The organism is Streptomyces sp. NPDC005722 (assembly GCF_040630935.1).
Lineage (GTDB): Bacteria > Actinomycetota > Actinomycetes > Streptomycetales > Streptomycetaceae > Actinacidiphila.
Genome location: NZ_JBEXYN010000032.1, coordinates 64,126 through 88,768, shown reverse-complemented (window position 1 = coordinate 88,768; position 24,643 = coordinate 64,126). Strand labels below are relative to the sequence as shown.

1 protein-coding gene is annotated in these 24,643 nt (G+C 72.5%); it reads right to left on the bottom strand.

The genetic code is table 11. From position 1 onward, the window contains the following. Positions 1 to 83: 83 nt before the first annotated feature. A complete protein-coding gene (locus ABZ479_RS29595) occupies positions 84 to 24,626 on the bottom strand; it encodes a type I polyketide synthase (RefSeq protein WP_500464411.1) in 24,543 nt (8,180 codons plus the stop codon). Positions 24,627 to 24,643 lie beyond the last annotated feature (17 nt).

The window sequence follows — 24,643 nt, the reverse complement described above, 5'->3', positions numbered from 1 at the left end:
ATGTCTCGGTTCGGGGGTCGAGGGTTCGGGGGTCGTCGCGGACGCACCGCCGGAGGGCGGCGGTGCGTCCGCGACGTGTCGGGTCAGGCCTTGCCGAACTTCTTGTCGATGAGCGCGAACAGCTCGTCGTCGCTGGCCTCTTCGATCTCGTCGGCCCCGGACTCGCCGGCCGTCCCGCGGGCCTCGTTCCACTGCGCCAGCAGTGCTTGCAGACGCACCGCCACGCGCGCGTGCGCGGCGTCGTCCGACGCCGCCTCGGACAGTTCCTCCGGGGTCAGCGAGGAGAAGGTGCTCTCCAGCCGGCCGATCTCCTCGAGCACCGACAGCCCGCGCTCGGCCGGCTCCGGGGCCATCTCCCCCAGGAGGTGTCCGGCGAGGGCCGCCGGGTTGGGGTAGTCGTAGACCAGGGTGGCCGGCAGTCGCAGGCCGCTGGCGGCGCTCAGCCGGTTGCGCAGCTCCACCGCCGTGAGCGAGTCGAAGCCGAGCTCCTTGAACGCCTGCCCGTCGCCGACGAGATCGGCCGACCGGTACCCGAGGACGGCGGCCACCTGGGTACGCACCAGGTCCAGGACGGTCCGCTCCCGCTCCGCCGCGGGGAGCCCGCTGAGGCGCTCGGTCAGCATGAGCTCGTCCGCACCACCGTCCGTGGCCGTGGCCGCCGCGCTCCCCGCAGCCTGCACCGTCCTGCGCGCGGGGGTGCGCACCAGACCCCGGAACATCGGCAGGAGCGCGCCGTCCGCGGCCCTCGCCCGCAGCGTCGGCAGGTCGATGCCGACCGGTACGAGCACGGGCTCGCCCGCCGTGAGGGCCGCGTCGAGGAGCGCCAGCCCTTCCGCGGCCGAGAGCGGCACGATGCCGCCGCGGGCGACCCTGCCCCGCTCCGCCTCGGTGAGCCGGCCCGCCATGCCGCGCTCCTCGGCCCACATGCCCCAGGCCAGGGACAGCGCGGGAAGACCGTCCCGGCTGCGGTACCGCGCGAGCGCGTCGAGGAAGACGTTCGCCGCGGCGTAGTTGGCCTGCCCGGCGCCGCCGAGCGTGCCCGCAGCGGCCGAGAAGAGGACGAACGCCGACAGGTCGAGGTCCCGGGTCAGTTCGTGCAGGTGGAGGGCGGCCTCGGCCTTGGGCCGCAGCACCCGGTCCATCCGCTCCGGGGTGAGCAGGTCCACGATCCCGTCGTCCAGGACGCCCGCGGTGTGCACGACCGCCGTCAGCGGATGCTCGGCGGGTACGCCCGCCAGGACCGCGGCGAGCGCGTCACCGTCGGCCACGTCGCACGCCGCCCATGTCACCTCCGCACCCGACGCCGTCAGCCGCGCGGTGAGCTCGGGGGCGTGGTCCGCCGCCGCGCCGCGACGGCTGACCAGCAGCAGCCGCCGCACCCCGTGCGCTTCCACGACATGCCGGGCGACGAGCCCGGCCAGGCCGCCGCCGGCGCCGGTGATCAGGACGGTGCCGTCGGGGTCGAAGGGGCGAACGGCGCTGTCCGTGCCCGTCGCCTCGGTCCTGGCCAGGCGGGAGGCGAACACCGCTCCCCCGCGTACGGCGAGTTCGGGCTCCGTGGACGCGAGGGCGGCCGGCAGCGCCCGGCCGGAGGCGTCGGTCCCGTCGACGTCGACGAGGACGAAGCGGTCCGGGTTCTCCGTCTGCGCCGTACGCACCAGGCCCCACACCGGCGCCTGCGCCAGGTCCTCGGCCTCGCCGGCGCCTACGGCCACCGCGCCCCGGGTCACGACGACCAGCCGCGCCCCGGCGAACCTGCCGTTGCCCAGCCAGTCCTGTACCAGTTCCAGCGCCCGGTGCGCCGTGTCGCGCACCTCGCCCGTGAGGCGTGCGACGCCGTCGGCCGTGTCGATGCCGTTCTGCGCGCCGGTCGTCCCGGTCAGCGGCACGAGCACCGTCCTCGGCATCGTCCCGCCCGCCGCGACGGCCGCGTCGAGCGCCGCGAGGTCGGCGTACGTCTCCGTGGCGACGCCGGCCTGCTGCAGCGCGCCGGCAAAGTCCCCGACCACCGCGAAGGGGACGGCGACCGCGGTCGGCGAACCGGTCGTCGGCACCGGGGTCCAGTCGAGCCGGAACAGCGACTCGCGCACACCCACCGGGGCCTGCGTGAACCGGGCGGGGTCGGGCCGCTCCGTCACCAGCGCGTCGACCGTGGCGATGGGCACGCCCTTCAGGTCGGCCACGACGACCGAGACGGTGTCCTCACCGGCCGGTGCGACGTGCAGCCGCAGGGCGTCGGCGCCGACGGCGTGCAGGTGCACGCCGCGCCACGCCACGGACGTCCGGCCCGTGCCGGCGGGGCCGGCCGCCAGCGCCTGCGAGGCGGCGTCGAGCAGCGCCGGGTGCAGCGCGTACCGCCCGGCCGACGCCTGCTGCTCCTGCGGCAGCCTGGCCTCGGCGAAGACCTCCCCGCCCCGCACCCAGGCCCGGGTCAGGGACCGGAAGGCGGGACCGTGGTAGAGCTCGGCACCCGACAACCGCTCACGGACATCGTCCAAGGAGACCTGCTCCGCACCGGCGGGCGGCCACTGCGTCGTCCCTTCTCGGTCCGTGGTGACGGTCGCCGGCAGGTCCGTGACACCGGAGAGGAGACCGTCGGCGTGCCGGGTCCACGCCCCGTCCGCGCCTCCGCCCGTCCCGGTCGCCGCGTCGATCCGGCTGTGCACCTGCACGGGACGCCGCCCCCGTTCGTCCGCGCCGCCCACGGTGACGCGCAGCTGCACGGCGCCCTTGTCCGGGAGGACCAGCGGCGCTTCCAGCGTCAGCTCCTCCACTCCAGGGCACCCGGCCTCGTCGCCGGCGCGCAGCGCCAGCTCGACGAAGGCCGCGCCGGGGAGGACGACCGTGTCGGCCACCACGTGGTCGGCGAGCCAGGGGTGTGTCCGGGTGGACAGCCGCCCGGTGAAGACGAAGCCGTCCGAGCCCGGCAGCTCGACCGCAGCCCCCAGCAGCGGGTGTCCGGCCGCGCCGATGCCGACGGACGCCACGTCCTCGTATTCGGGGAGGTATTCCGCCCAGTAGCGCTCGCGCTGGAAGGCGTAGGTGGGCAGGTCGACGTGGTGGGCGCCGGTCCCGGCGAAGAACCGGGCCCAGTCGACCGTGACGCCCCGGGTGTGGGCGTGGGCGAGGGCGGTGGTGACGGTCTCGGCCTCGGGGCGGGTGGAGCGCAGGACGGGAACGAAGGCGGCGCCCTCTCCGGTCACGCAGTCCTGGGCCATGGCGGAGAGCACGCCGTCGGGGCCGAGTTCGAGGTACGTGGTGACGCCCGCGGCCTCCAGGGCGCGGATGCCGTCCAGGAAGCGAACGGCCTCACGGACGTGCCGCACCCAGAAGTCGGGCGACGTCACCTCGTCGGTGACCAGGGCGCCCGTGAGGTTGGAGACCAGCGGGATGCGCGGGGCGGCGTAGGACAGACCCTCGGCGACCTTGCGGAAGTCCGCGAGCATGGCGTCCATGTGCGGGGAGTGGAAGGCGTGGCTGACCGTCAGGCGCTTCGACTTGCGGTCCTCGAACGACGCCGCAATGCCGACCGCGGCGTCCTCGTCACCCGCGATAACCACCGACCGCGGACCGTTGACCGCGGCGATGCTCACCCGCTCGTCCAGCAGCGGCAGGACCTCGTCCTCAGCCGCTTCGAGGGCGATCATCACACCGCCGCCCGGCAGTGCCTGCATCAACCGGCCACGAGCCGCGACCAGCGCGCACGCGTCCTCCAGCGACAGCACCCCGGCCACATGCGCGGCGGCGATCTCACCGATGGAGTGGCCGGAGAGGTAGTCCGGTCGCACACCCCACGACTCGACGAGGCGGAACAGCGCCACCTCGACCGCGAACAGCGCCGGCTGCGTGAACTCCGTGCGGTTCAGGGCATCGGCGTCGTCCCCGAACAGCACGTCCTTGAGCGGCACTTCGAGATGCCGGTCCAGGTGCGCACACACCGCGTCCAGTGACTCGGCGAACACGGGGTACGTGTCGTACAGCTCGCGGCCCATGCCGAGGCGCTGGCTGCCCTGCCCCGTGAACAGGAACGCGACCCGTTGTTCCGTGTCCGCCACGCCCCGGACCGCCTGCGCGGTGGAGTCCCCGGCCGCCAGGGTGGCGAGTCCGTCCACGAACGCCTCGCGGTGATCGGCGACGATCGCGGCGCGGTGGTCAAGCGCCGCGCGTCCGGTCGCCAGCGCGAAGGCGACGTCGAGCGGACGCGACTCCCCGTGGGCGGCGAGATGGTCGCGCAGGCGTTCCGCCTGGTCGCGCAGGGCGGCCTCGGTCCTGCCGGACAGCACCCACACCGACGGCGTCGCGGCGCCCTCCTCGTCCGTCCGGTCGGGCTCCGCGTCAGCGACCTGCGGGGCGGGCGGGGCCTGCTCCACGATGGTGTGCGCGTTGGTGCCGCTCACGCCGAAGGACGAGATGCCGGCGCGGCGGGGGCGACCGGTGTCCGGCCACTCCCGCTGCTCGGTCAGCAGGGCGATCTCGCCGGCGGACCAGTCCACGTGCGGGGTCGGCTCGTCCACGTGCAGGGTCTGCGGCAGCACGCCGTGCTGCATCGCGAGCACCATCTTCATCACACCGGCGACACCGGCCGCGGCCTGCGTGTGGCCCATGTTGGACTTGATCGAGCCGAGCAGCAGCGGCTGCTCCGGCGAGCGGCCCTGCCCGTAGGTGGCCAGCAGGGCCTGGGCCTCGATCGGGTCACCCAGCCGGGTGCCCGTGCCGTGCGCCTCGACCACGTCCACATCGGTGGCCGACAGACCCGCGCTGGCCAGGGCCTGCCGGATCACCCGCTGCTGCGACGGGCCGTTCGGCGCCGTCAGGCCGTTGCTCGCGCCGTCCTGGTTGACCGCCGAGCCCCGGACGAGGGCGAGGACCGGGTGGCCGTTGCGCCGGGCGTCCGAGAGGCGCTCGACCAGCAGCATGCCGACGCCCTCGGCCCAGCCCGTACCGTCGGCGGCAGCGGCGAAGGCCTTGACCCGGCCGTCCGCCGCCAGACCGCGCTGACGGCTGAACTCGACGAATGCGCCCGGCGTCGACATCACCGTCACACCACCGGCCAGGGCGAGCGAGCACTCGCCGTTGCGCAGCGCCTGCGCCGCGAGGTGCAGCGCCACCAGGGACGCGGAGCACGCCGTGTCGACCGTCACGGCCGGCCCCTCCAGGCCGAAGACGTACGAGATACGGCCCGACACCACGCTCGCGGAGTTGCCGGTGCCGAGGAAGCCCCCGTCGCGATCGGCGGAGTTGAGCACGAGGGAGAGGTAGTCCTGACCGTTCGTGCCGACGAAGACGCCCGCCTGGCTGCCGCGCAGCGAGGCCGGGTCGATCCCGGCCCGCTCGAACGCCTCCCACGACGTCTCCAGCAGGAGCCGCTGCTGCGGGTCCATGGCGACGGCCTCGCGCGGGGAGATCCCGAAGAAGCCGGGATCGAAGTCCGCCACGTCGTAGAGGAATCCGCCCTCCTGGGCGTACGGCGGCACCTCCTCGCCGGCCGTCTGCGAGCCGAACAGCGCCTCCGCGTCCCAGCCGCGGTCCGCCGGGAACTCCCCGACCGCGTCCGTTCCGGTCGCCAGCAGGTGCCAGAGGTCCTCCGGGGTACGGACGTCGCCCGGGAAGCGGCAGCTCATCGCCACGATCGCGATGGGGTCGTCGTCGACCGGTACGGAGGCGACGACCGGGCCGGGCACCACGGGCTGCGTGCCGAACAGCTCCCCGCGCAGGTAGTCGGCGAGGGCCGCCGACGTCGGGTAGTCGTAGACCAGGGTGGCCGGCAGCCGCATCCCGGTCGCCGCACCCAGGTGGTTGCGCAGCTCGACGGCGGTCAGCGAGTCGAAGCCGAGCTCCTTGAACGCCCGCTCCGCACCGACGGTCTCCGTTCCGGCATGACCGAGGACCGCCGCCACCTCCCCGCGCACGAGGTCGAGCAGCGCCCGCTCCCGCTCCGGCTCGTTCAGCTTCCCCAGCCGTTCCGCGAGCGAGTCGGAACCGTGTGCCGCGTCCCGGTCGCCCCGGGCGTCTCCTGCCTCGCCCGTACGCAGAGTGAGGGCTCGCTGGGCCTCGGGCAGATCGGCGAGGAGCTTGCTGTCCCGGACGGAGGTGAAGCCGGGGGCGAACCGCTCCCAGTCGATGTCCGCGATGGCGACGGCCGCATCCCCCGCCTCCAGCGCACGCCGCAGGGCCGAGACGGCAAGCGCCGCGTCCATCGGAGGAATGCCGCCGCGGAGCATGCGGGCGGCCATCGCCTCGTCGGCCGCCATGCCGCCCTGAGCCCACGGACCCCACGCGATCGATGTCGCGGCCAGGCCGTCGGCCCGGCGCTGCTCGGCGAGGGCGTCGAGGTAGGCGTTGGCGGCCGCGTAGTTGCCTTGGGCGGCAGCGCCGATCGTGCCGCTCGTCGAGGAGAAGAGGACGAAGGCGTCGAGGGTGATGCCGAGTTCGGTCGTCAGCTCGTGCAGGTTGAGCGCCGACGTGGCCTTGGCCCGCAGGACGGTCTCGAGACGGTCCGGGGTCAGGGAGTCGAGGACGCCGTCGTCCAGGACGCCCGCCGTGTGCACGATGGCGGTCAGCGAATCGGCGTGCTCGGCGAGCAGTGCCCGCAGCGCATCGCGGTCGGAGGCGTCACAGGCGACGACGGAGACGCCGACGCCCAGCTCGGCAACGAGTTCCGCGGCACCGGGTGCGTCCATGCCGCGCCGGCTGGTCAGCACCAGCCGCTCGGCACCCGCACCCGCCAGCCACCTCGCGATGTGACGTCCGAGCGCCCCCGTCCCACCGGTCACCAGCACCGTGCCCGACGGGATCCACGACGCCGTGCCCTCCGGCAGCGCAGCGCGGACCAGCCTTCGCCCGAACACCCCGGAGGAGCGCACGGCCACCTGGTCCTCACCGGAGGCGGTCAGGACACCGACCACGCGCGAGAGCGCGCGCTCGTCCAGCACCTCAGGCAGGTCGATCAGACCACCCCAGCGCTCCGGCACCTCCAGGGCGGCGACCCGGCCCAGACCCCACAGCTGAGCCTGCTCCGGCGCGGTCAACCTGTCCGACCGGCCGACCGAAACGGCGCCACGCGTCAGGCACCACAACCGGGCGTGCACCCTGGCATCACCCAGCGCCTGGATCAGGCTCACCGTGTCGACGAGCCCCAGCAGCGAGACCACACCGGCGTACTCGCCGGCGACGAGACCCGCCAGCGCCGCACGATCCGTGCCCGGCTCGACCTCGACACGGCGCACCTGCGTACCACGCCCGGCCAGCGCGCCCACGACCGCTGCATCATCAGCGCCCCCGGTCGGCACGACCACCAGCCACGACCCGGAAAGGCGCGCGCCGGGGACCTCGGTCAGCGGCTTCCAGACTGCCCTGTAGCGCCAGCCGTCCACTTCCGACCGCTCCCGGCCCTGCCGGCGCCACGCCGACAGCGCCGGAAGCACCTCGACCAGCGACGCATCGCCGGTGACGTCCAACTCCGCCAGCAGGGAGGCCAGATCCTCGCGCTCGACGGCGTCCCAGAACCGGGCATCGATGGTGTCCACGGTCCCGCCGCCGTGAGCGTTGACGGTCAGTGCCGCCTCCGGCCAGTAGCGCCTGCGCTGGAAGGCATATGTCGGCAGATCGACAAGTCGTCCGCCGGTCCCGGCGAAGAACCCGGCCCAGTCCACCTCCACGCCTCGGACGTACGCCTGCGCGAGTGCCGTGACGGCCGTCTCCGCCTCGGGGCGACCCTTGCGCAGCACCGGGGCGAAGGCCGCGCCCTCGCCCGTGACACACTCCTGCGCCATCGCGGACAGGACGCCGTCCGGGCCGAGCTCCAGGTAGGTCGTGACGCCTTCGGCCTCCAGCGTGCGGACGCCGTCGAGGAAGCGGACGGCCTCGCGGACGTGCCGCACCCAGAACTCCGCCGAGGACATCTCGTCCGTGACGACGGCGCCCGTCAGGTTGGAGACCACGGGGATGCGCGGGGCCTCGAGCGACAGCCCCGTCACCACCTCGCGGAACGCGTCGAGCATGCCGTCCATGTGCGGGGAGTGGAAGGCGTGGCTGACCGTCAGGCGCTTCGACTTGCGGTCCGGGAAGGACTCCACGATCGCCGTGGCGGCGTCTTCATCACCCGCGATGACCACCGAATCCGGCCCGTTGACGGCCGCGATGCTCACGCGGTCGTTCAGCAGCGGCAGAACCTCGTCCTCCGACGCCTGCACCGCGATCATCACGCCACCACCAGGCAACGCCTGCATCAGCCGACCGCGCGCCGCTACCAGCGTGCACGCGTCTTCCAGCGACAGCACCCCTGCCACATGCGCAGCGGCGATCTCGCCAATGGAGTGGCCGGACACGAAGTCGGGCTTCACGCCCCACGACTCGATGAGCCGGAACAGCGCGACCTCGACGGCGAACAGCGCCGGCTGGGTGAACTCCGTCCGGTCCAGCGCCTCTGCGTCGTCCCCGAACAGAACGGTCTGCAGGGGCCGTTCGAGCTGGGTGTCGAGGTGAGCGCTGACCGCATCCAGGGCTTCGGCGAATGCCGGGTAGGTGTCGTAGAGCTGCCTGCCCATTTCCAGGCGCTGGCTGCCCTGGCCCGTGAACAGGAAGGCGAGTTTGCCCGCCACCGGGGATCCGGTCACGGTGCCGTGCACGGGGGTTCCCTCGGCCAGCGCCTCAAGCGCGGCCAGCACATCGTCACGGCCCTGTGCCGTCACCACCACACGCCGTTCGAGAGCCGAACGGCCCGTCGTCAGCGTCCGCCCCACGTCGGACAGCCGCACCTCGGGAGCCGCGACCAACCGCGCACGAAGATTCCCGGCCTGCTCACGCAGGGCACTGTCACTCTTCGCCGAGAGCACCAGGGGGAGGTAGGGCTTCTCCTCGTCCTGCGGAGCTACCTGCTCCACGTCGCCGTTCAGCGGTGCCTGTTCGATGACGGTGTGGGCGTTGGTGCCGCTGAACCCGAACGACGAGATGCCGGCCCGACGCGGGCGACCGGTCTCCGGCCACTCCTGCTGCTCGGTGAGCAGCGCGATGTCGCCCGCCGTCCAGTCCACGTGCGGCGTCGGCTCATCGATGTGCAGGGTCTGCGGCAGCACCCCGTGCTGCATCGCCAGCACCATCTTCATCACACCGGCGACACCGGCCGCGGCCTGTGTGTGACCGATGTTCGACTTGATGGAGCCCAGCAGCAGCGGCCGGTCCTCCGGCCGATCCTGGCCGTAGGTGGCCAGCAGTGCCTGGGCCTCGATCGGGTCACCCAGCCGGGTGCCGGTGCCGTGCGCCTCCACCGCATCCACATCCGTGGCCGACAGGCCGGCACTCGCGAGGGCCTGGCGGATCACCCGCTGCTGCGACGGGCCGTTCGGGGCCGTCAGGCCGTTGCTCGCACCGTCCTGGTTGATCGCCGAACCCCGCACCAAAGCCAGCACCGGGTGGCCGTTGCGGCGGGCGTCGGACAGGCGCTCGACCAGCAGCAGGCCGACACCCTCACCCCACCCGGTGCCATCAGCAGCAGCAGCGAAGGCCTTGACCCGGCCGTCCTCCGCCAGACCGCGCTGACGACTGAACTCCACAAAGGTGCCGGGCGTCGACATCACCGTCACACCACCGGCCAGCGCCAGCGAACACTCACCATTACGCAGCGCCTGCACCGCCCAGTGCAACGCCACCAACGAGGCCGAACACGCCGTGTCGACCGTCACCGCCGGGCCTTCCAGCCCGAACACGTACGACAACCGACCCGACACCACACTCGCCGCGTTGCCCGTGCCCAAGTGGCCTTCCAGGCCCTCGGAATCCTCCAGCAACACCGACAGGTAGTCCTGGCCATTCGTGCCGACGAACACACCGGTCTGACTGCCCTGCAGCGTCACAGGATCAATACCGGCCCGCTCGAACGCCTCCCACGACGTCTCCAACAGCATCCGCTGCTGCGGATCCATCGCCAACGCCTCACGCGGCGAGATCCCGAAGAAGTCCGCATCGAAGTCCGCCGCGTCATAAACGAAGCCACCCTCACGCGCATACGACGTCCCCTGCGCACCAGGATCAGCGTCATACAACCCCGCGACATCCCAACCACGGTCCAACGGCAACCCCGAAACAGCATCCGTCCCCGACGCCAGCAACTCCCACAGATCCTCAGGAGACCGCACACCACCCGGGAACCGGCAACTCATCGCCACAATCGCGATCGGATCATCATCCGCAACGATCACCGCCGGCAAATCCGCATCCGCAACACGGACCGTCCCCAGCACCTCACCCCGCAGATAATCCGCAAGCGCCGCAGACGTCGGATAGTCATAAACCAGCGTCGCCGGCAACCGCAGCTCCGTCGCCGCACCCAACCGGTTCCGCAGCTCGACGGCCGTCAGCGAGTCAAAGCCCAACTCCTTGAACGCACGACCCGCCTCGACATCACCCACACCCCCATGCCCCAGAACCTCGGCAACCAGCCGACGCACCAACTCCAGGACAAACGGAGCACGATCGCCCTCCGCCATCCCCCGCAACCGCACAGCAAACGACGAACCGTCTGCCTGAGAGGACTCATCCGTGTCCTCTTCAGTACGGGCGACCGCCATCGCCTCCGGCAGCTCGGCGAGGAGCCTGCTGGGACGCGCGGACGTGAAGCCGGGAGCGAAGCGCTCCCAGTCCATGTCCGCGACGGCAACGACGGTGTCCTTGGCACCCACCGCGCGGTGCAGGGCGGTCACCGCCGTGGCCGCGTTCATGGGCGATACACCGCCTCGGCGCATCCGGGCGGCCATCGCCTCGTCGGCCGCCATGCCACCCTCGGCCCACGGACCCCACGCGATCGACGTCGCCGCCAAACCATCGGCACGACGCTGCTCGGCAAGAGCGTCCAGGTAGGCGTTCGCGGCCGCGTAATTGCCCTGACCCGCCGCTCCCCATACACCGGCGGCAGAAGAGAAGAGGACGAAGGCGTCGAGGGTGATGCCCAGCTCGATCGTCAGCTCGTGCAGGTTGAGCGCCGACGTGGCCTTCGCCCGCAGAACACCGTCGATGCGCTCCGGCGTCAGGGATTCCAGCACGCCGTCGTCCAGGATGCCCGCCGTGTGGACGACGGCGGTCAGGGAATCGGCGTGCGCGGCGAGCAGCGCCCGCAGCGCGCCACGGTCGAAGGCATCACACGCCACAACGGAGACGTCAACGCCCAGCTCGGCAACGAGTTCCGCGGCACCCGGCGCGTCCATGCCCCGCCGGCTGGTCAGCACCAACCGCTCCGCACCAGCCTCGGCCAACCACCTCGCAACCCGGCCACCCAGCGCACCCGTACCACCCGTCACCAGCACCGTGCCCGTCGGAGTCCACGACGCCGTGCCCTCCGGCAGCGCAGCGCGGACCAGCCGTCGCCCGAACACCCCGGACGAACGCACAGCCACCTGGTCCTCACCGGAGCCGGCCAGCACACCGACCACGCGCGACAGCGCACGCTCGTCCAGCACCTCGGGCAAGTCGATCAGACCGCCCCAACGCTCCGGCACCTCCAGCGCGGCGACCCGCCCCAGACCCCACACCTGTGCTTGCACCGGCGAGGTCAATCGGTCCGACCGGCCGACCGACACAGCACCCCGCGTCAGACACCACAACGAGGCATCCACCTGGGCATCGCCCAGAGCCTGCAGCAGCGACACCGACTCCACAAGCCCGAGCAGGGACACGACACCCGCGTACTCACCGGCAACCAGACCCGCCAGCGCCGCACGATCCATGCCCGGTTCGACCTCGACCCGGCGCACCTCCGCGCCTCGATCCGCCAGTGCGTCCGCCACCAGCGAGTCGTCCCCGGTCGGCACGACCACCAGCCACGTCCCGGACAGACGCGCGCCGGAAGCCTCGGCCAGCGGCTTCCACACCACCCGGTACCGCCAGCCGTCCACCTCCGACCGCTCCCGGCCCTGTCGACGCCACGCCGACAGACCAGGCAGGACGCTCGCCCAAGCAGTGTCGTCATCGGCACCGAGGGTGGTGACCAGTGACGTGAGGTCCTCGCGCTCGACGGCGTCCCAGAAGCGGGCGTCCACGGTGTCCACGGCCCCACCGGCCAGAGCGTTGCCCGGCAGCGCCGCCTCCGGCCAGTAGCGCTTCCGCTGGAAGGCATACGTCGGCAGGTCCACCCGCCGCGTACCGGTCCCGGCGAAGAACTTCCGCCAGTCGACCTCGACGCCTCGCACGTGCACCTGCGCCAGAGCCGTGACGGCCGTCTCCGCCTCCGGGCGGCCCTTGCGCAGCGCCGGAACGAAGACCGCGCCCTCGCCCGTCACGCACGCCTGAGCCATCGCCGACAGCACACCGTCCGGGCCCAGCTCCAAGAACGTGCTGACCCCGGCCGCCTCCAGCGCACGGACACCGTCCAGGAAGCGGACAGCCTCACGGACGTGCCGCACCCAGAAGTCGGGCGAGGCCATCTCGTCGGTGACGACGGCGCCCGTCAGGTTGGAGACCACGGGGATGCGCGGGGCCTCGAACGAAAGCCCTGCCACGACCTCCCGGAAGGCGTCCAGCATCCCGTCCATGTGCGGCGAGTGGAACGCGTGACTGACCTGCAGCCTCTTCGACTTCCGCCCCTCGAAGCGCGCGACGACCGCAACCGCCGCGTCCTCGTCACCGGCGATGACCACCGACTCCGGCCCGTTGACCGCGGCAATGCTCACGCGGTCGTTCAGCAGCGGCAGGACCTCGTCCTCCGCCGCCTGCAACGCGATCATCACACCGCCACCCGGCAGCGCCTGCATCAACCGCCCACGAGCGGCGACCAGCGCGCAGGCGTCCTCCAGCGACAGCACGCCAGCCACATGGGCAGCGGCGATCTCACCGATGGAGTGACCGGCCAGGAAGTCGGGCTTCACGCCCCACGACTCGATGAGCCGGAACAGCGCGACCTCGACGGCGAACAGCGCCGGCTGGGTGAACTCCGTCCGGTCCAGAACCTCGGCGTCGTCCCCGAACAGCACGTCCCTCAGCGGCACATCAAGGTGAACATCCACATGCGCACAGACCACGTCCAAGGCGTCCGCGAAGGCCGGGTACGCGCCGTACAGCTCACGCCCCATCCCCAATCGCTGGCTGCCCTGGCCCGTGAACAGGAAGGCGAGCTTGCCCGCCACCGGAGATCCGGCCACCACACCAGGTACCGGGGCCCCGTCGGCCAGCGCCTCGAGCGCGGCCAGCACATCCTCACGGCCCTGTGCCGTCACCACCACACGACGTTCGAGTGCCGCGCGACCCGTCGTCAGCATCCGCCCCACATCGGACAGCCGTACCTCCGGAGCCGCAACGAGCCGGTCCCGGAGATTCGCCGCCTGCTCACGCAGGGCGATGTCGGTCTTCGCAGACAGTGCCAGCGGCAGGAACGGCATTTCGTCGACGGGCAGTTCCGAGTCATCGAGCTCGGCGGCCTCCGGTGCCTGTTCGATGACGGTGTGGGCGTTGGTGCCGCTGAACCCGAACGACGAGATGCCGGCCCGCCGGGGCCGTCCGGTCTCCGGCCACTCGGCGGCCTCGGTCAGCAGGGAGACAGCTCCGGCCGTCCAGTCCACGTGCGGCGTCGGCTCATCGACGTGGAGGGTCGACGGCAGTACGCCGTGCCGCATCGCCAGCACCATCTTCATCACACCCGCGACACCGGCAGCGGCCTGCGTGTGCCCGAGGTTGGACTTGATCGAGCCGAGCAGCAGCGGCCGGTCCTCGGGCCTGTTCTGGCCGTAGGTGGCCAGCAGCGCCTGGGCCTCGATCGGGTCACCCAGCCGGGTGCCCGTGCCGTGCGCCTCGACCGCGTCCACATCGGTCGCCGACAGGCCGGCACTGGCCAGGGCCTGGCGGATCACCCGCTGCTGCGACGGGCCGTTCGGGGCGGTCAGGCCGTTGCTCGCACCGTCCTGGTTGATCGCCGAACCCCGTACCAAAGCCAGCACCGGGTGGCCGTTGCGCCGCGCGTCGGACAGGCGCTCGACCAGCAGCAGGCCGACACCCTCACCCCACCCCGTGCCATCAGCAGCAGCAGCGAACGCCTTGACCCGGCCGTCCTCCGCCAAACCGCGCTGACGACTGAACTCCACAAACGTGCCCGGCGTCGACATCACCGTCACACCACCGGCCAACGCCAGCGAACACTCACCCTGCCGCAACGCCTGCACCGCCCAGTGCAACGCCACCAGCGAGGCAGAACACGCCGTGTCGACCGTCACCGCCGGGCCCTCGAGGCCGAAGGTGTAGGAGATGCGACCCGAGACCACGCTCGCCGCGTTGCCGGTCCCGAGGTGGCCTTCCAGGCCCTCGGAATCGTCCAGCAGTACCGACAGGTAGTCCTGGCCATTCGTGCCGACGAACACACCGGTCTGACTGCCCTGCAGCGTCACAGGATCAATACCGGCCCGCTCGAACGCCTCCCACGACGTCTCCAACAGCATCCGCTGCTGCGGATCCATCGCCAACGCCTCACGCGGCGAGATCCCGAAGAAGTCCGCATCGAAGTCCGCGGCGTCATAAACGAAGCCACCCTCACGCGCATACGACGTCCCCTGCGCACCGGGATCAGCGTCATACAACCCCGCGACATCCCAGCCACGGTCCAACGGCAACCCCGAAACAGCATCCGTCCCCGATGCCAACAGCTGCCACAGGTCTTCCGGAGACCGCACACCACCCGGGAACCGGCAACTCATCGCCACGATCGCGATCGGATCATCATCCGCAACGATCACCGCCGGCAGATCCGCATCCGCAACACGGACCGTCCCCAGCGCCTCACCCCGCAGATAATCCGCAAGCGCCGCAGACGTCGGATAGTCATAAACCAGCGTCGCCGGCAACCGCAGCTCCGTCGCCGCACCCAACCGGTTCCGCAGCTCGACGGCCGTCAGCGAGTCAAAGCCCAGCTCCTTGAACGCCCGACCCGCCTCGACATCCCCCACACCGCCATGCCCCAGAACCTCGGCAACCAGCCGCCGCACCAACTCCAGCACAAACGGCGCACGGTCGCCCTCAGCCATCCCCCGCAACCGCACAGCAAACGACGAACCAGCAGAATCGGAGCCGTCGTTCGCGTTCTCCTTGTGCGCAGCGGTGGCCGCCTCTTGGAGTTCTACGAGCAGCCTGCTGGGACGCGCGGAAGTGAAACCGGGCGCAAAACGCTCCCAGTCGAAGTCGGCGATCAGAAGGGCCGCCTCCGCAGATCCGGCGGCCTGGTGCATCGCCACCATGGCGAGGTCGGCCCGCATCGGCGGCACCCCGCCACGCCGCATCCGGGCGGCCATCGCCTCGTCGGCCGCCATGCCGCCCTCGGCCCACGGACCCCAAGCGATCGACGTCGCCGCCAAGCCATCCGCACGCCGCTGCTCGGCAAGGGCGTCCAGGAAAGCGTTCGCGGCCGCGTAATTGCCCTGGCCGGCAGTGCCGATCGTGCCGCTCATCGACGAGAACAGGACGAAGGCATCCAGCTCCACGCCGAGTTCGATCGTCAGCTCGTGCAGGTTGAGCGCGGAGGTCGCCTTCGCCCGCAGCACGGTCTCGAGAAGGTACGGCGTGAGGGAGTCGAGGACGCCGTCGTCCAGGACGCCCGCCGTATGGACGACAGCGGTCAGTGAATCGGCATGCTCGGCGAGCACAGCGCGCAGTGCTTCACGGTCAGCGGCGTCACACGCGACGACCGAGACGTCGACCCCCAGCTCGGCCACCAGCTCTGCCGCACCCGGGGCATCCATGCCACGCCGACTGGTCAGCACCAGCCGCTCGGCACCAGCCTCCGCCAACCACCGCGCGACACGACCACCCAGCGCACCCGTGCCACCCGTCACCAGCACCGTGCCCGACGGCGACCAAGACCCCGCGCCCTCCGACAGCACGGCCCGAACCAGCCGCCGTCCGAACACCCCGGACGACCGAACCGCCACCTGGTCCTCACCCGAACCAGCCAGCACGCCTATGAGCCGAGACAGCGCCCGCTCGTCCAGCACCTCCGGCAGGTCGACCAGACCACCCCAGCGCTCCGGCACCTCCAGCGCCGCCACCCGGCCCAGACCCCACACCTGCGCCTGCACCGGCGACACCAGCCGATCCGACCGGCCAACGGAAACAGCGCCTCGCGTCAGGCACCACAGCGGTGCATCCACCCTGGCATCGCCCAGAGCCTGGATCAGACCCGTCGTGTCGACCAGCCCCAGCAGCGACACCACACCCGCGTACTCACCGGCAACCAGACCCGCCAACGCCACACGATCCGTGCCCGGCTCGACCTCGACCCGCCGAACCTCCGCACCACGCCCCGCCAGTGCGTCCACCACCGGCCCGTCAACGTCACTCCCAGCCGGGAAGGCCACCAGCCACGCCCCGGACAGACGCGCGCCGGAAACCTCGCCCAGCGGCTTCCACACCACCCGGTACCGCCAGCCGTCCACCTCCGACCGCTCCCGGCCCTGCCGACGCCACGCCGACAACGCCGGAAGCACCTCACCCAGCGACGCATCGCCGGAGACGTCCAACTCGGCGGCCAGGGAGGCCAGGTCCTCGCGCTCCACCGCATCCCAGAACCTGGCGTCCACCGCGCTCGCCTGGTCCGGCGCCGTGGCCTGCGGGGCCGCCCAGAGGACGGTCTCCGGCCAGAACCTCCGCCGCTGGAAGGCATACGTCGGCAGGTCCACCCGCCGCGCACCCGAGCCGGCGAAGAACCCGGCCCAGTCCACCTCGACACCCCGGGCGTACGCCTGCGCCAGAGCCGTGACGGCAGTCTCCGCCTCCGGACGATCCTTGCGCAGCACCGGAACGAAGGCCGCGCCCTCGCCCGTCACGCACTCCTGCGCCATCGCCGACAGCACACCGTCCGGACCCAGCTCCACAAACGTCGTGACGCCCGCGGCCTCCAGCGCACGCACACCATCCAGGAAGCGGACAGCCTCACGGACGTGGCGCACCCAGAACTCTGCCGACGCCATCTCATCGGTGACGACCTCACCAGTGAGATTCGAGACGACCGGGATACCCGGCGCCTCGAACGACAGCCCGGAGACAACCTCGCGGAACGCTTCCAGCATCCCGTCCATGTGCGGGGAGTGGAACGCGTGACTGACCGTCAGGCGCTTCGACTTCCGGTCCCCGAGGGAATCCACGATCGCGACCGCGGCATCCTCGTCACCCGCGATCACCACCGACGAAGGCCCGTTCACCGCAGCAATGCTCACCCGGTCGGCGAGAAGCGGCAGGACCTCGTCCTCCGACGCCTGCAGCGCGATCATCACACCGCCACCCGGCAGCGCCTGCATCAACCGCCCACGGGCCTCGACCAGCGTGCACGCATCCTCAAGCGACAGCACCCCCGCCACATGCGCGGCAGCGATCTCACCCACCGAATGCCCGGACACGAAGTCCGGCCGCACTCCCCAGCTCTCCAGCAGCCGGAACAGCGCCACCTCCACCGCGAACAACGCCGGCTGCGCGAACTCCGTCCGGTCCAGCGCCTCCGCATCGTCCCCGAACAGCACATCCAGCCCGAGCCGCTCACCCACCGCGTCCAACACCCGCGCGAACACCGGATAGGCCGCATACAACTCACGCCCCATCCCCAGCCGCTGGCTGCCCTGCCCCGTGAACAGGAAGGCGAGCGCGCCGGTCGTCACGGCGCCCTGCACCAGGCCCGGTGCGTGGTCGCCGCGGGCCAGGGCGGCGAGGGCGTCGAGTCGGGCGGCCGGGTCCCCGGCGACAATGACGGCGCGGTGTTCCAGGGCCGCGCGGCTGGTGGCGAGGGAGTGGGCGAAGTCGAGCTCGCCCGTGTCCGCGATGCCGGCGGCCGTCGGGTGCAGGCGCTCGGCTTGGGCGCGCAGGGCCTCCGAGGTCCGGCCGGAGACGAGCCAGGGCACGACGGGCAGGTCGCGGGCCGGTTCCTGCTGAGCAGGTACGACGACATCGGGCGCCTGCTCGATGATCGCGTGGGCGTTGGTGCCGCTGTAGCCGAACGACGAGATGCCGGCGCGGCGCGAGCGGCCGGTCTCCGGCCAGTCGACGGCCTCGGTCAGCAGGGCGATGTCGCCCGCCGTCCAGTCGACGTACGGCGTCGGCTCGTTCACGTACAGGGTCCGGGGCAGGACGCCGTGCCGCATCGCCATGACCATCTTGATGACGCCTGCGGCTCCGGCGACGGCCTGGGTGTGGCCGATGTTCGACTTCACGGAGCCGAGCCACACCGGCCTGCCCTCGGGTCGGCCCTGGCCGTACGTCGCCAGCAGCGCCTGCGCCTCGATCGGGTCGCCCAGGGTCGTGCCGGTGCCGTGGGCCTCCACCGCGTCCACGTCGGTGGCCGAGAGGCCGGCGTCGGCGAGGGCTTCCCGGATGACGCGCTGCTGGGACGGGCCGTTCGGCGCGGTGAGGCCGTTGCTCGCGCCGTCCTGGTTGACGGCCGAGCCGCGCATCACCGCGAGCACCGGGTGCCCGTTGGTGCGCGCGTCGGACAGGCGCTCGACGAGGAGCAGGGCGACGCCCTCGGACCAGCTGGTCCCGTCGGCCGAGGCGTCGAAGGCCTTGATGCGGCCGTCGGCGGCCAAGCCGCGCTGGCGGCTGAACTCGGTGAACGCGCCCGGGGTGGACATGATGGTGACGGCGCCGGCCAGTGCCATCGAGCAGTCGCCGCGGCGCAGTGCCTGCGCCGCCAGGTGCAGGGTGACCAGGGACGACGAGCAGGCGGTGTCGATGGTGACGGCCGGGCCCTCGAGGCCGAAGGTGTAGGAGATGCGGCCGGAGACGACGCTGGCGGCGTTGCCGGTCCCGAGGTGGCCTTCCAGGCCGTCGGCGTCGTTGAGCCACAGGTGCAGGTAGTCCTGGGCGTTGGAGCCGACGAAGACGCCGGTGCGGCTGCCGCGCAGCGTGGTGGGGTCGATCCCGGCGCGCTCGAACGTCTCCCAGGTGGTCTCCAGCAGCAGGCGCTGCTGCGGGTCCATGGAGAGCGCCTCGCGCGGCGAGACGCCGAAGAAGTCGGCGTCGAACTCGGCGGCGTCGTGGAGGAAGCCGCCTTCGCGGGCGTAGCTGGTGCCCTCGCTGTCGGGGTCGTCGCTGTAGAGGTGGTCGAGGTCCCAGCCGCGGTCGGCGGGGAAGCCGGTGATGCCGTCGCGCCCGGCGGCCAGGAGCTCCCACAGGTCCTCGGGGCTGCGGACGCCGCCGGGGAAGCGGCAGCTCATCGCGACGATGGCGATGGGGTCGTCGTCCGCGCCCGATCCGGTCGCTCCGGCGCGCGAGCCGGCCGGCGCCGGGTCGCCGGCCCGGTGGGTGGTGATGGAGGAGCCGTCCGTCAGGTCGCCGACGAGTTCCTCGCGCAGGAAGCCGGCGAGCGCGGTGGCCGTCGGGTAGTCGAAGACGAGGGTCGCGGGCAGGCGTCGGCCGGTGGCGGCGCCGAGCAGGTTGCGCAGCTCGACCGCCGTCAGGGAGTCGAAGCCGAGCTCCTTGAACGAGCGTCCGGGCTCGACGGAGGCCGGTCCGGGGTAGCCGAGCGCGGTGGCGACCTGCTTACGGACGAGGTCGAGCAGGGCGCGGTCGCGTTCGGCCGGGGCGAGCCCGGCCAGCCGCTGCGGCAGGCCGTCCTCTCCTGCGGTGCCGGTGGTGGCGGCTGCCCGGCGGGCGGGCACTCGGACGAGGCCGCGCAGGAGCGGTGACAGGGCGCCGGACCCGGCCTGGTTGCGCAGCGCGGCCAGGTCGGCGTGCATGAGGACGGGTGTCGCCTCGTCGACGCGGTGCGCGAGGTCGAAGAGTTCGAGGCCTGCTGCGGTGGTCAGCGGGGGCAGGCCCGCGCGTCGCATGCGGCTGATGTCGGCCTCGTCCAGGGTGCCGGCCATGCCCGCGCCGCCAGTGGCGTCGTCGGCGTCGCCGGCCCACAGGGCCCAGGCCATGGAGGTGGCGGGGAGGCCGTGGGCGCGCCGGTGGTGGGCGAGGGCGTCGAGGAAGACGTTGGCGGCCGCGTAGTTGCCTTGGCCGGGGCCGCCGAAGACGCCGCCGATGGAGGAGAAGAGGACGAAGGCCGAGAGGTCGAGGGCCCGGGTGAGCTCGTGCAGGTTGAGCGCCGCGTCGGCCTTGGGACGCAGGACGGCGGAGAGCCGCTCCGGGGTGAGGGACGTGATGACGCCGTCGTCGAGCACACCCGCGGTGTGGACGACCGCGCCCAGCGGGTGTGCGGCGGGGATGCCGCGCAGGACGTCGGCGAGCGCGTCGCGGTCGGCGACGTCGCACGCCGCCCAGGTGACGGTGGCGCCGAGCGCGGTCAGTTCGGCGCGCAGCCGCTCGGCCTCGGGGGTGGTACCACCCCGGCGTCCCACGAGCAGCAGGTGGCGTACGCCGTGCTCGGTGACGAGGCGGCGGGCGACCAGGCCGCCGAGCATGCCGCCCGCGCCGGTGATGAGCACGGTCCTGTCCGGTGCGTAGGCGGTGACGGCGGCGTCATCGTCCAGCCGGGCAACGCGGGCCAGCCGCAGGGCGTGCACGGAGCCCGCGCGCAGGGCGAGTTGGGGTTCGTCCGCCGCGAGGGCCGCGTCGAGGGCGTACGGGAGGGCGCGGGCGGAGTCCTCGTGTCCGTCGGTGTCGACGAGCAGCAGCCGGTCGGGGTACTCGGACTGCGCGGAGCGCAGGAGGCCGACAACGGCGGCGTGCACGGGGTCGGTGCTCCCGGCGCCGTCTCCGGTGCTGACCGCGCCCTGGGTGACGACGACCAGACGGCAGCCGGCGAAGGCCTCGCCCGCGAACGGCTCGTCCGCGCACCACGCCTGGGCGAGCGCGAGCGCGTCGTGGGCGGCGGCGTGCACGGCCTGGGCCGACAGCTCCTCCGCCGGGCCGTATCCGACGACCACGGCGTCCGGCATGGGCGCCCCGGCTTCGACGGCAGCGGCGAGGGCGGCGAGGTCCGCGTGCACGTCGACCTCGCCGGGCAGTGCCCCCGGCAGCGAGGCGACAGCGGCGGCCCCGCCCACGACGGCCCAACGGCGCGGCGCGGAGGCGGTGTCGGGGATACCCGGCAGGGGGGTCCACTCGGCGCGGAACATCGACTCGTGGTGGGCGGTGCGGGCGGCCCGCACCTGCTCGGCGGAGACGGCGCGCAGCACGAGGGCGTCCACGGTGGCGACGGGCGCGCCGGAGGTGTCGGCGATCTGAAGCCGGACGCCGTCGGTGCCCGCCGGTGCCAGGCGGACGCGCACGGCCTCGGCGCCCGCGGCGTGCAGGGTCACCCCGGTCCAGGAGAACGGGAGGCGTCCTTCGCCGTCGTTGCCGCCCAGCTCGCCGAGGGCGAGCGCGTGCAGGCAGGCGTCGAGCAGGGCGGGGTGCAGGCCGAAGTCCCGGGCGGCCGTGGCGTTCCCCTCGGGCAGTTCGACCTCGACGTAGACGCTCTGCCCGTCCCGCCACGCGGCGGTCAGTCCGCGGAAGACGGGGCCGTAGGCCATGCCGAGCGCGGAAAGCTCCGCGTACAGGTTCTCCGTCGGAACGGCCTCGGCGCCCGCCGGGGGCCACTGGGCGAGCTCGAAATCCGGGCGTGCCGCGCCCTGGGCGAGGACGCCGTCGGCGTGCCGCACCCACGACTCGTCGGCCGCGCCGCCTTCGGCGCGGGAGGAGAGCGTGAAGGTGCGGCGGCCGGTGCCGTCCGCGTCCGGCGCGGACACGTGGATCTGCACCTGCACGCCGCCCCGCTCGGGCAGCACGAGCGGTGCCTGGAGGGTGAGTTCCTCCAGTACGTCACAGCCGACCTGGTCACCGGCGCGTACGGCCAACTCGACGAAGGCGGTACCGGGCAGGAGCACGGAGCCCATGACGGCGTGGTCGGCGAGCCAGGGGTGCGTGTCGAGCGAGAGGCGGCCGGTGAAGAGGAAGCCGTCGGAGTCGGCGAGCGCAACGGTGGCGCCCAGCAGCGGGTGGCCCACGGGCTCGAGGCCGACGGCGCGCAGGTCCCCGGCACCGCGGCACGACTCGATCCAGTAGCGCTGCCGCTGGAAGGCGTAGGTGGGCAGGTCGACACGGCGGGCGCCGGTCCTGGCGAAGTACCCGGCCCAGTCCACCGGCACCCCGCGGACGTGGGCGTGGGCGAGCGCGGAGGTGACGGTCTCGGCCTCGGGCCGGCCCTTGCGCAGGACGGGCACGAAGGCGGCGCCCTCGCCGGTCAGGCACTCCTGCGCCATCGCCGACAGCACGCCGTCCGGGCCGAGTTCGACGTACGTGGTGACGCCCGCGGCCTCCAGCGCGCGCACACCGTCGAGGAAGCGGACGGCCTCGCGCACATGCCGCACCCAGAACTCGGGCGAGGACATCTCATCCGTGACGACGGCACCGGTCAGGTTCGAGACCACAGGGATGCGCGGAGCCTCGAACGACAGCCCGGACACCACCTCGCGGAACGCGTCCAGTATCCCGTCCATATGCGGGGAGTGGAATGCGTGACTGACCGTCAGGCGCTTGGACTTCCGGTCCGCGAGGGAATCCACGATCGCAACCGCGGCATCCTCGTCACCGGCGATGACAACCGACGAAGGCCCGTTGACCGCGGCGATGCTCACGCGCTCGTTCAGCAGCGGCAGGACCTCGTCCTCCGACGCCTGCACCGCGATCATCACACCGCCCGTGGGCAGCGCCTGCATCAAACGGCCCCGAGCCCCGACAAGCGTGCACGCGTCCTCCAGGGACAACACCCCGGCAACATGCGCGGCGGCAATCTCACCCACCGAATGCCCGGAGACGAAGTCCGGCTTCACACCCCAGCTCTCCAGCAGCCGGAACAGCGCCACCTCCACCGCGAACAACGCAGGCTGCGCGAACTCCGTCCGATCCAACGCCTCCGCGTCATCCCCGAACAGCACATCCAGCCCGAGCCGCTCACGCACCGCGTCCAACACCCGCGCGAACACCGGATAGGCCGCATACAACTCACGCCCCATCCCCAGCCGCTGGCTGCCCTGCCCCGTGAACAGGAATGCCACCTTGCCCGCGACGGGAGAGCCGGTCACCACGCCCGGCACGGCTTCGCCCTCGGACAGGGCGGCGAGTCCGGACAGCAGGCCGGCGCGGTCCTCGGCGACGACGACGGCGCGGTCCTCGAAGGCGGCGCGGGTCGTGGCCAGGGAGTGCGCGACGTCCACCGCGCGCGCCCCGGAGTTCTCCTCGGCGTACGCGTGGAGGCGGCGGGCCTGCTCACGCAGCCCGTCCCGTCCCTTCGCCGAGAGCAGCACCGGCACCACGCCCCCGAAGGCGGCGGGCGCCGGGGCGTCCGTCTCCTCGGGCTCCGGGGCCTGCTCGATGATGGTGTGCACGTTGGTGCCGCTGACGCCGAAGGCGGAGACGCCGACGCGGCGCGGGCGGCCGGTCTCCGGCCAGTCGACGGCGTCGGTGAGTAGGGACACCGCGCCCGACGACCAGTCGACGTGCGAGGTCGGCTGGTCGACGTGGAGGGTGCGCGGCAGCACGCCGTGCCGCATCGCCATGACCATCTTGATGATGCCCGCGACACCCGCGGCGTTCTGGGTGTGGCCGATGTTGGACTTGAGGGAGCCCAGGAGCAGCGGCCGGTCCTCGGGCCGCTCCTGGCCGTAGGTGGCGAGGAGGGCCTGCGCCTCGATGGGGTCGCCCAGGGTCGTACCGGTGCCGTGGGCCTCGACGGCGTCGATGTCGGCGGCGGTCAGGCGGGCGTTCTCGAGGGCCTGGCGGATGACGCGCTGCTGGGACGGGCCGTTGGGCGCCGTCAGGCCGTTGCTCGCGCCGTCCTGGTTGACCGCCGAACCCCGCACCACCGCCAGCACCGGGTGGCCGTTGCGGAGCGCGTCGGACAGCCGCTCGACGAGGAGCACGCCGACACCCTCGGACCAGCCGGTGCCGTCGGCCGCCTCGGCGAAGGACCTGCACCGCCCGTCGGGGGACAGTCCGCGCTGGCGGCTGAACTCGACGAAGACGTCGGGACCGGCGAGCACGGTGACGCCGGCGGCCAGGGCCAGGGAGCATTCGCCCTGGCGGAGCGCCTGGACGGCCATGTGCAGGGCGACAGAGGAGGACGAGCAGGCGGTGTCGATGGTGGCGGCGGGGCCTTCGAGGCCGAAGACGTAGGCGAGACGGCCGGAGACGACGCTGGAGGCCGTGCCGGTCAGGAGGTGGCCCTCCACGCCGTCGGGGAGGTCCCCGGCGCCCGCGCCGTACGCGTTGGCGGAGGCGCCGACGAAGACGCCGGCCCGGCTGCCGCGCAGGGTGGCCGGGTCGATGCCGGCCCGCTCGAACGTCTCCCAGGTGGTCTCCAGCAGCAGGCGCTGCTGGGGGTCCATGGCGAGGGCCTCGCGCGGCGAGATCCCGAAGAAGGCGGGGTCGAAGTCGCCCGCGTCGTGGAGGAAGCCGCCGTGGCGGGCGTAGGTGGTGCCCTCGTGGTCGGGGTCCGGGTCGTACAGCGACTCGATGTCCCAGCCCCGGTCAACGGGGAAGCCGGTGATGCCGTCGCCGCCGCTGTCGACGAGGTTCCACAGGTCCTCGGGCGAGCGGACGCCGCCGGGGAAGCGGCAGCCCATGGCGACGATGGCGATCGGCTCGCGCGAGGCGTCGGTCAGTTCCCGGTTCCGGCGGCGCAGCCGCTCGGTCTCCTTCAGGGATGCCCGCAGCGCTTCAACGACTTTTTCGTTCGGGGTGGTCATCACATACTCCGCACTTCGGG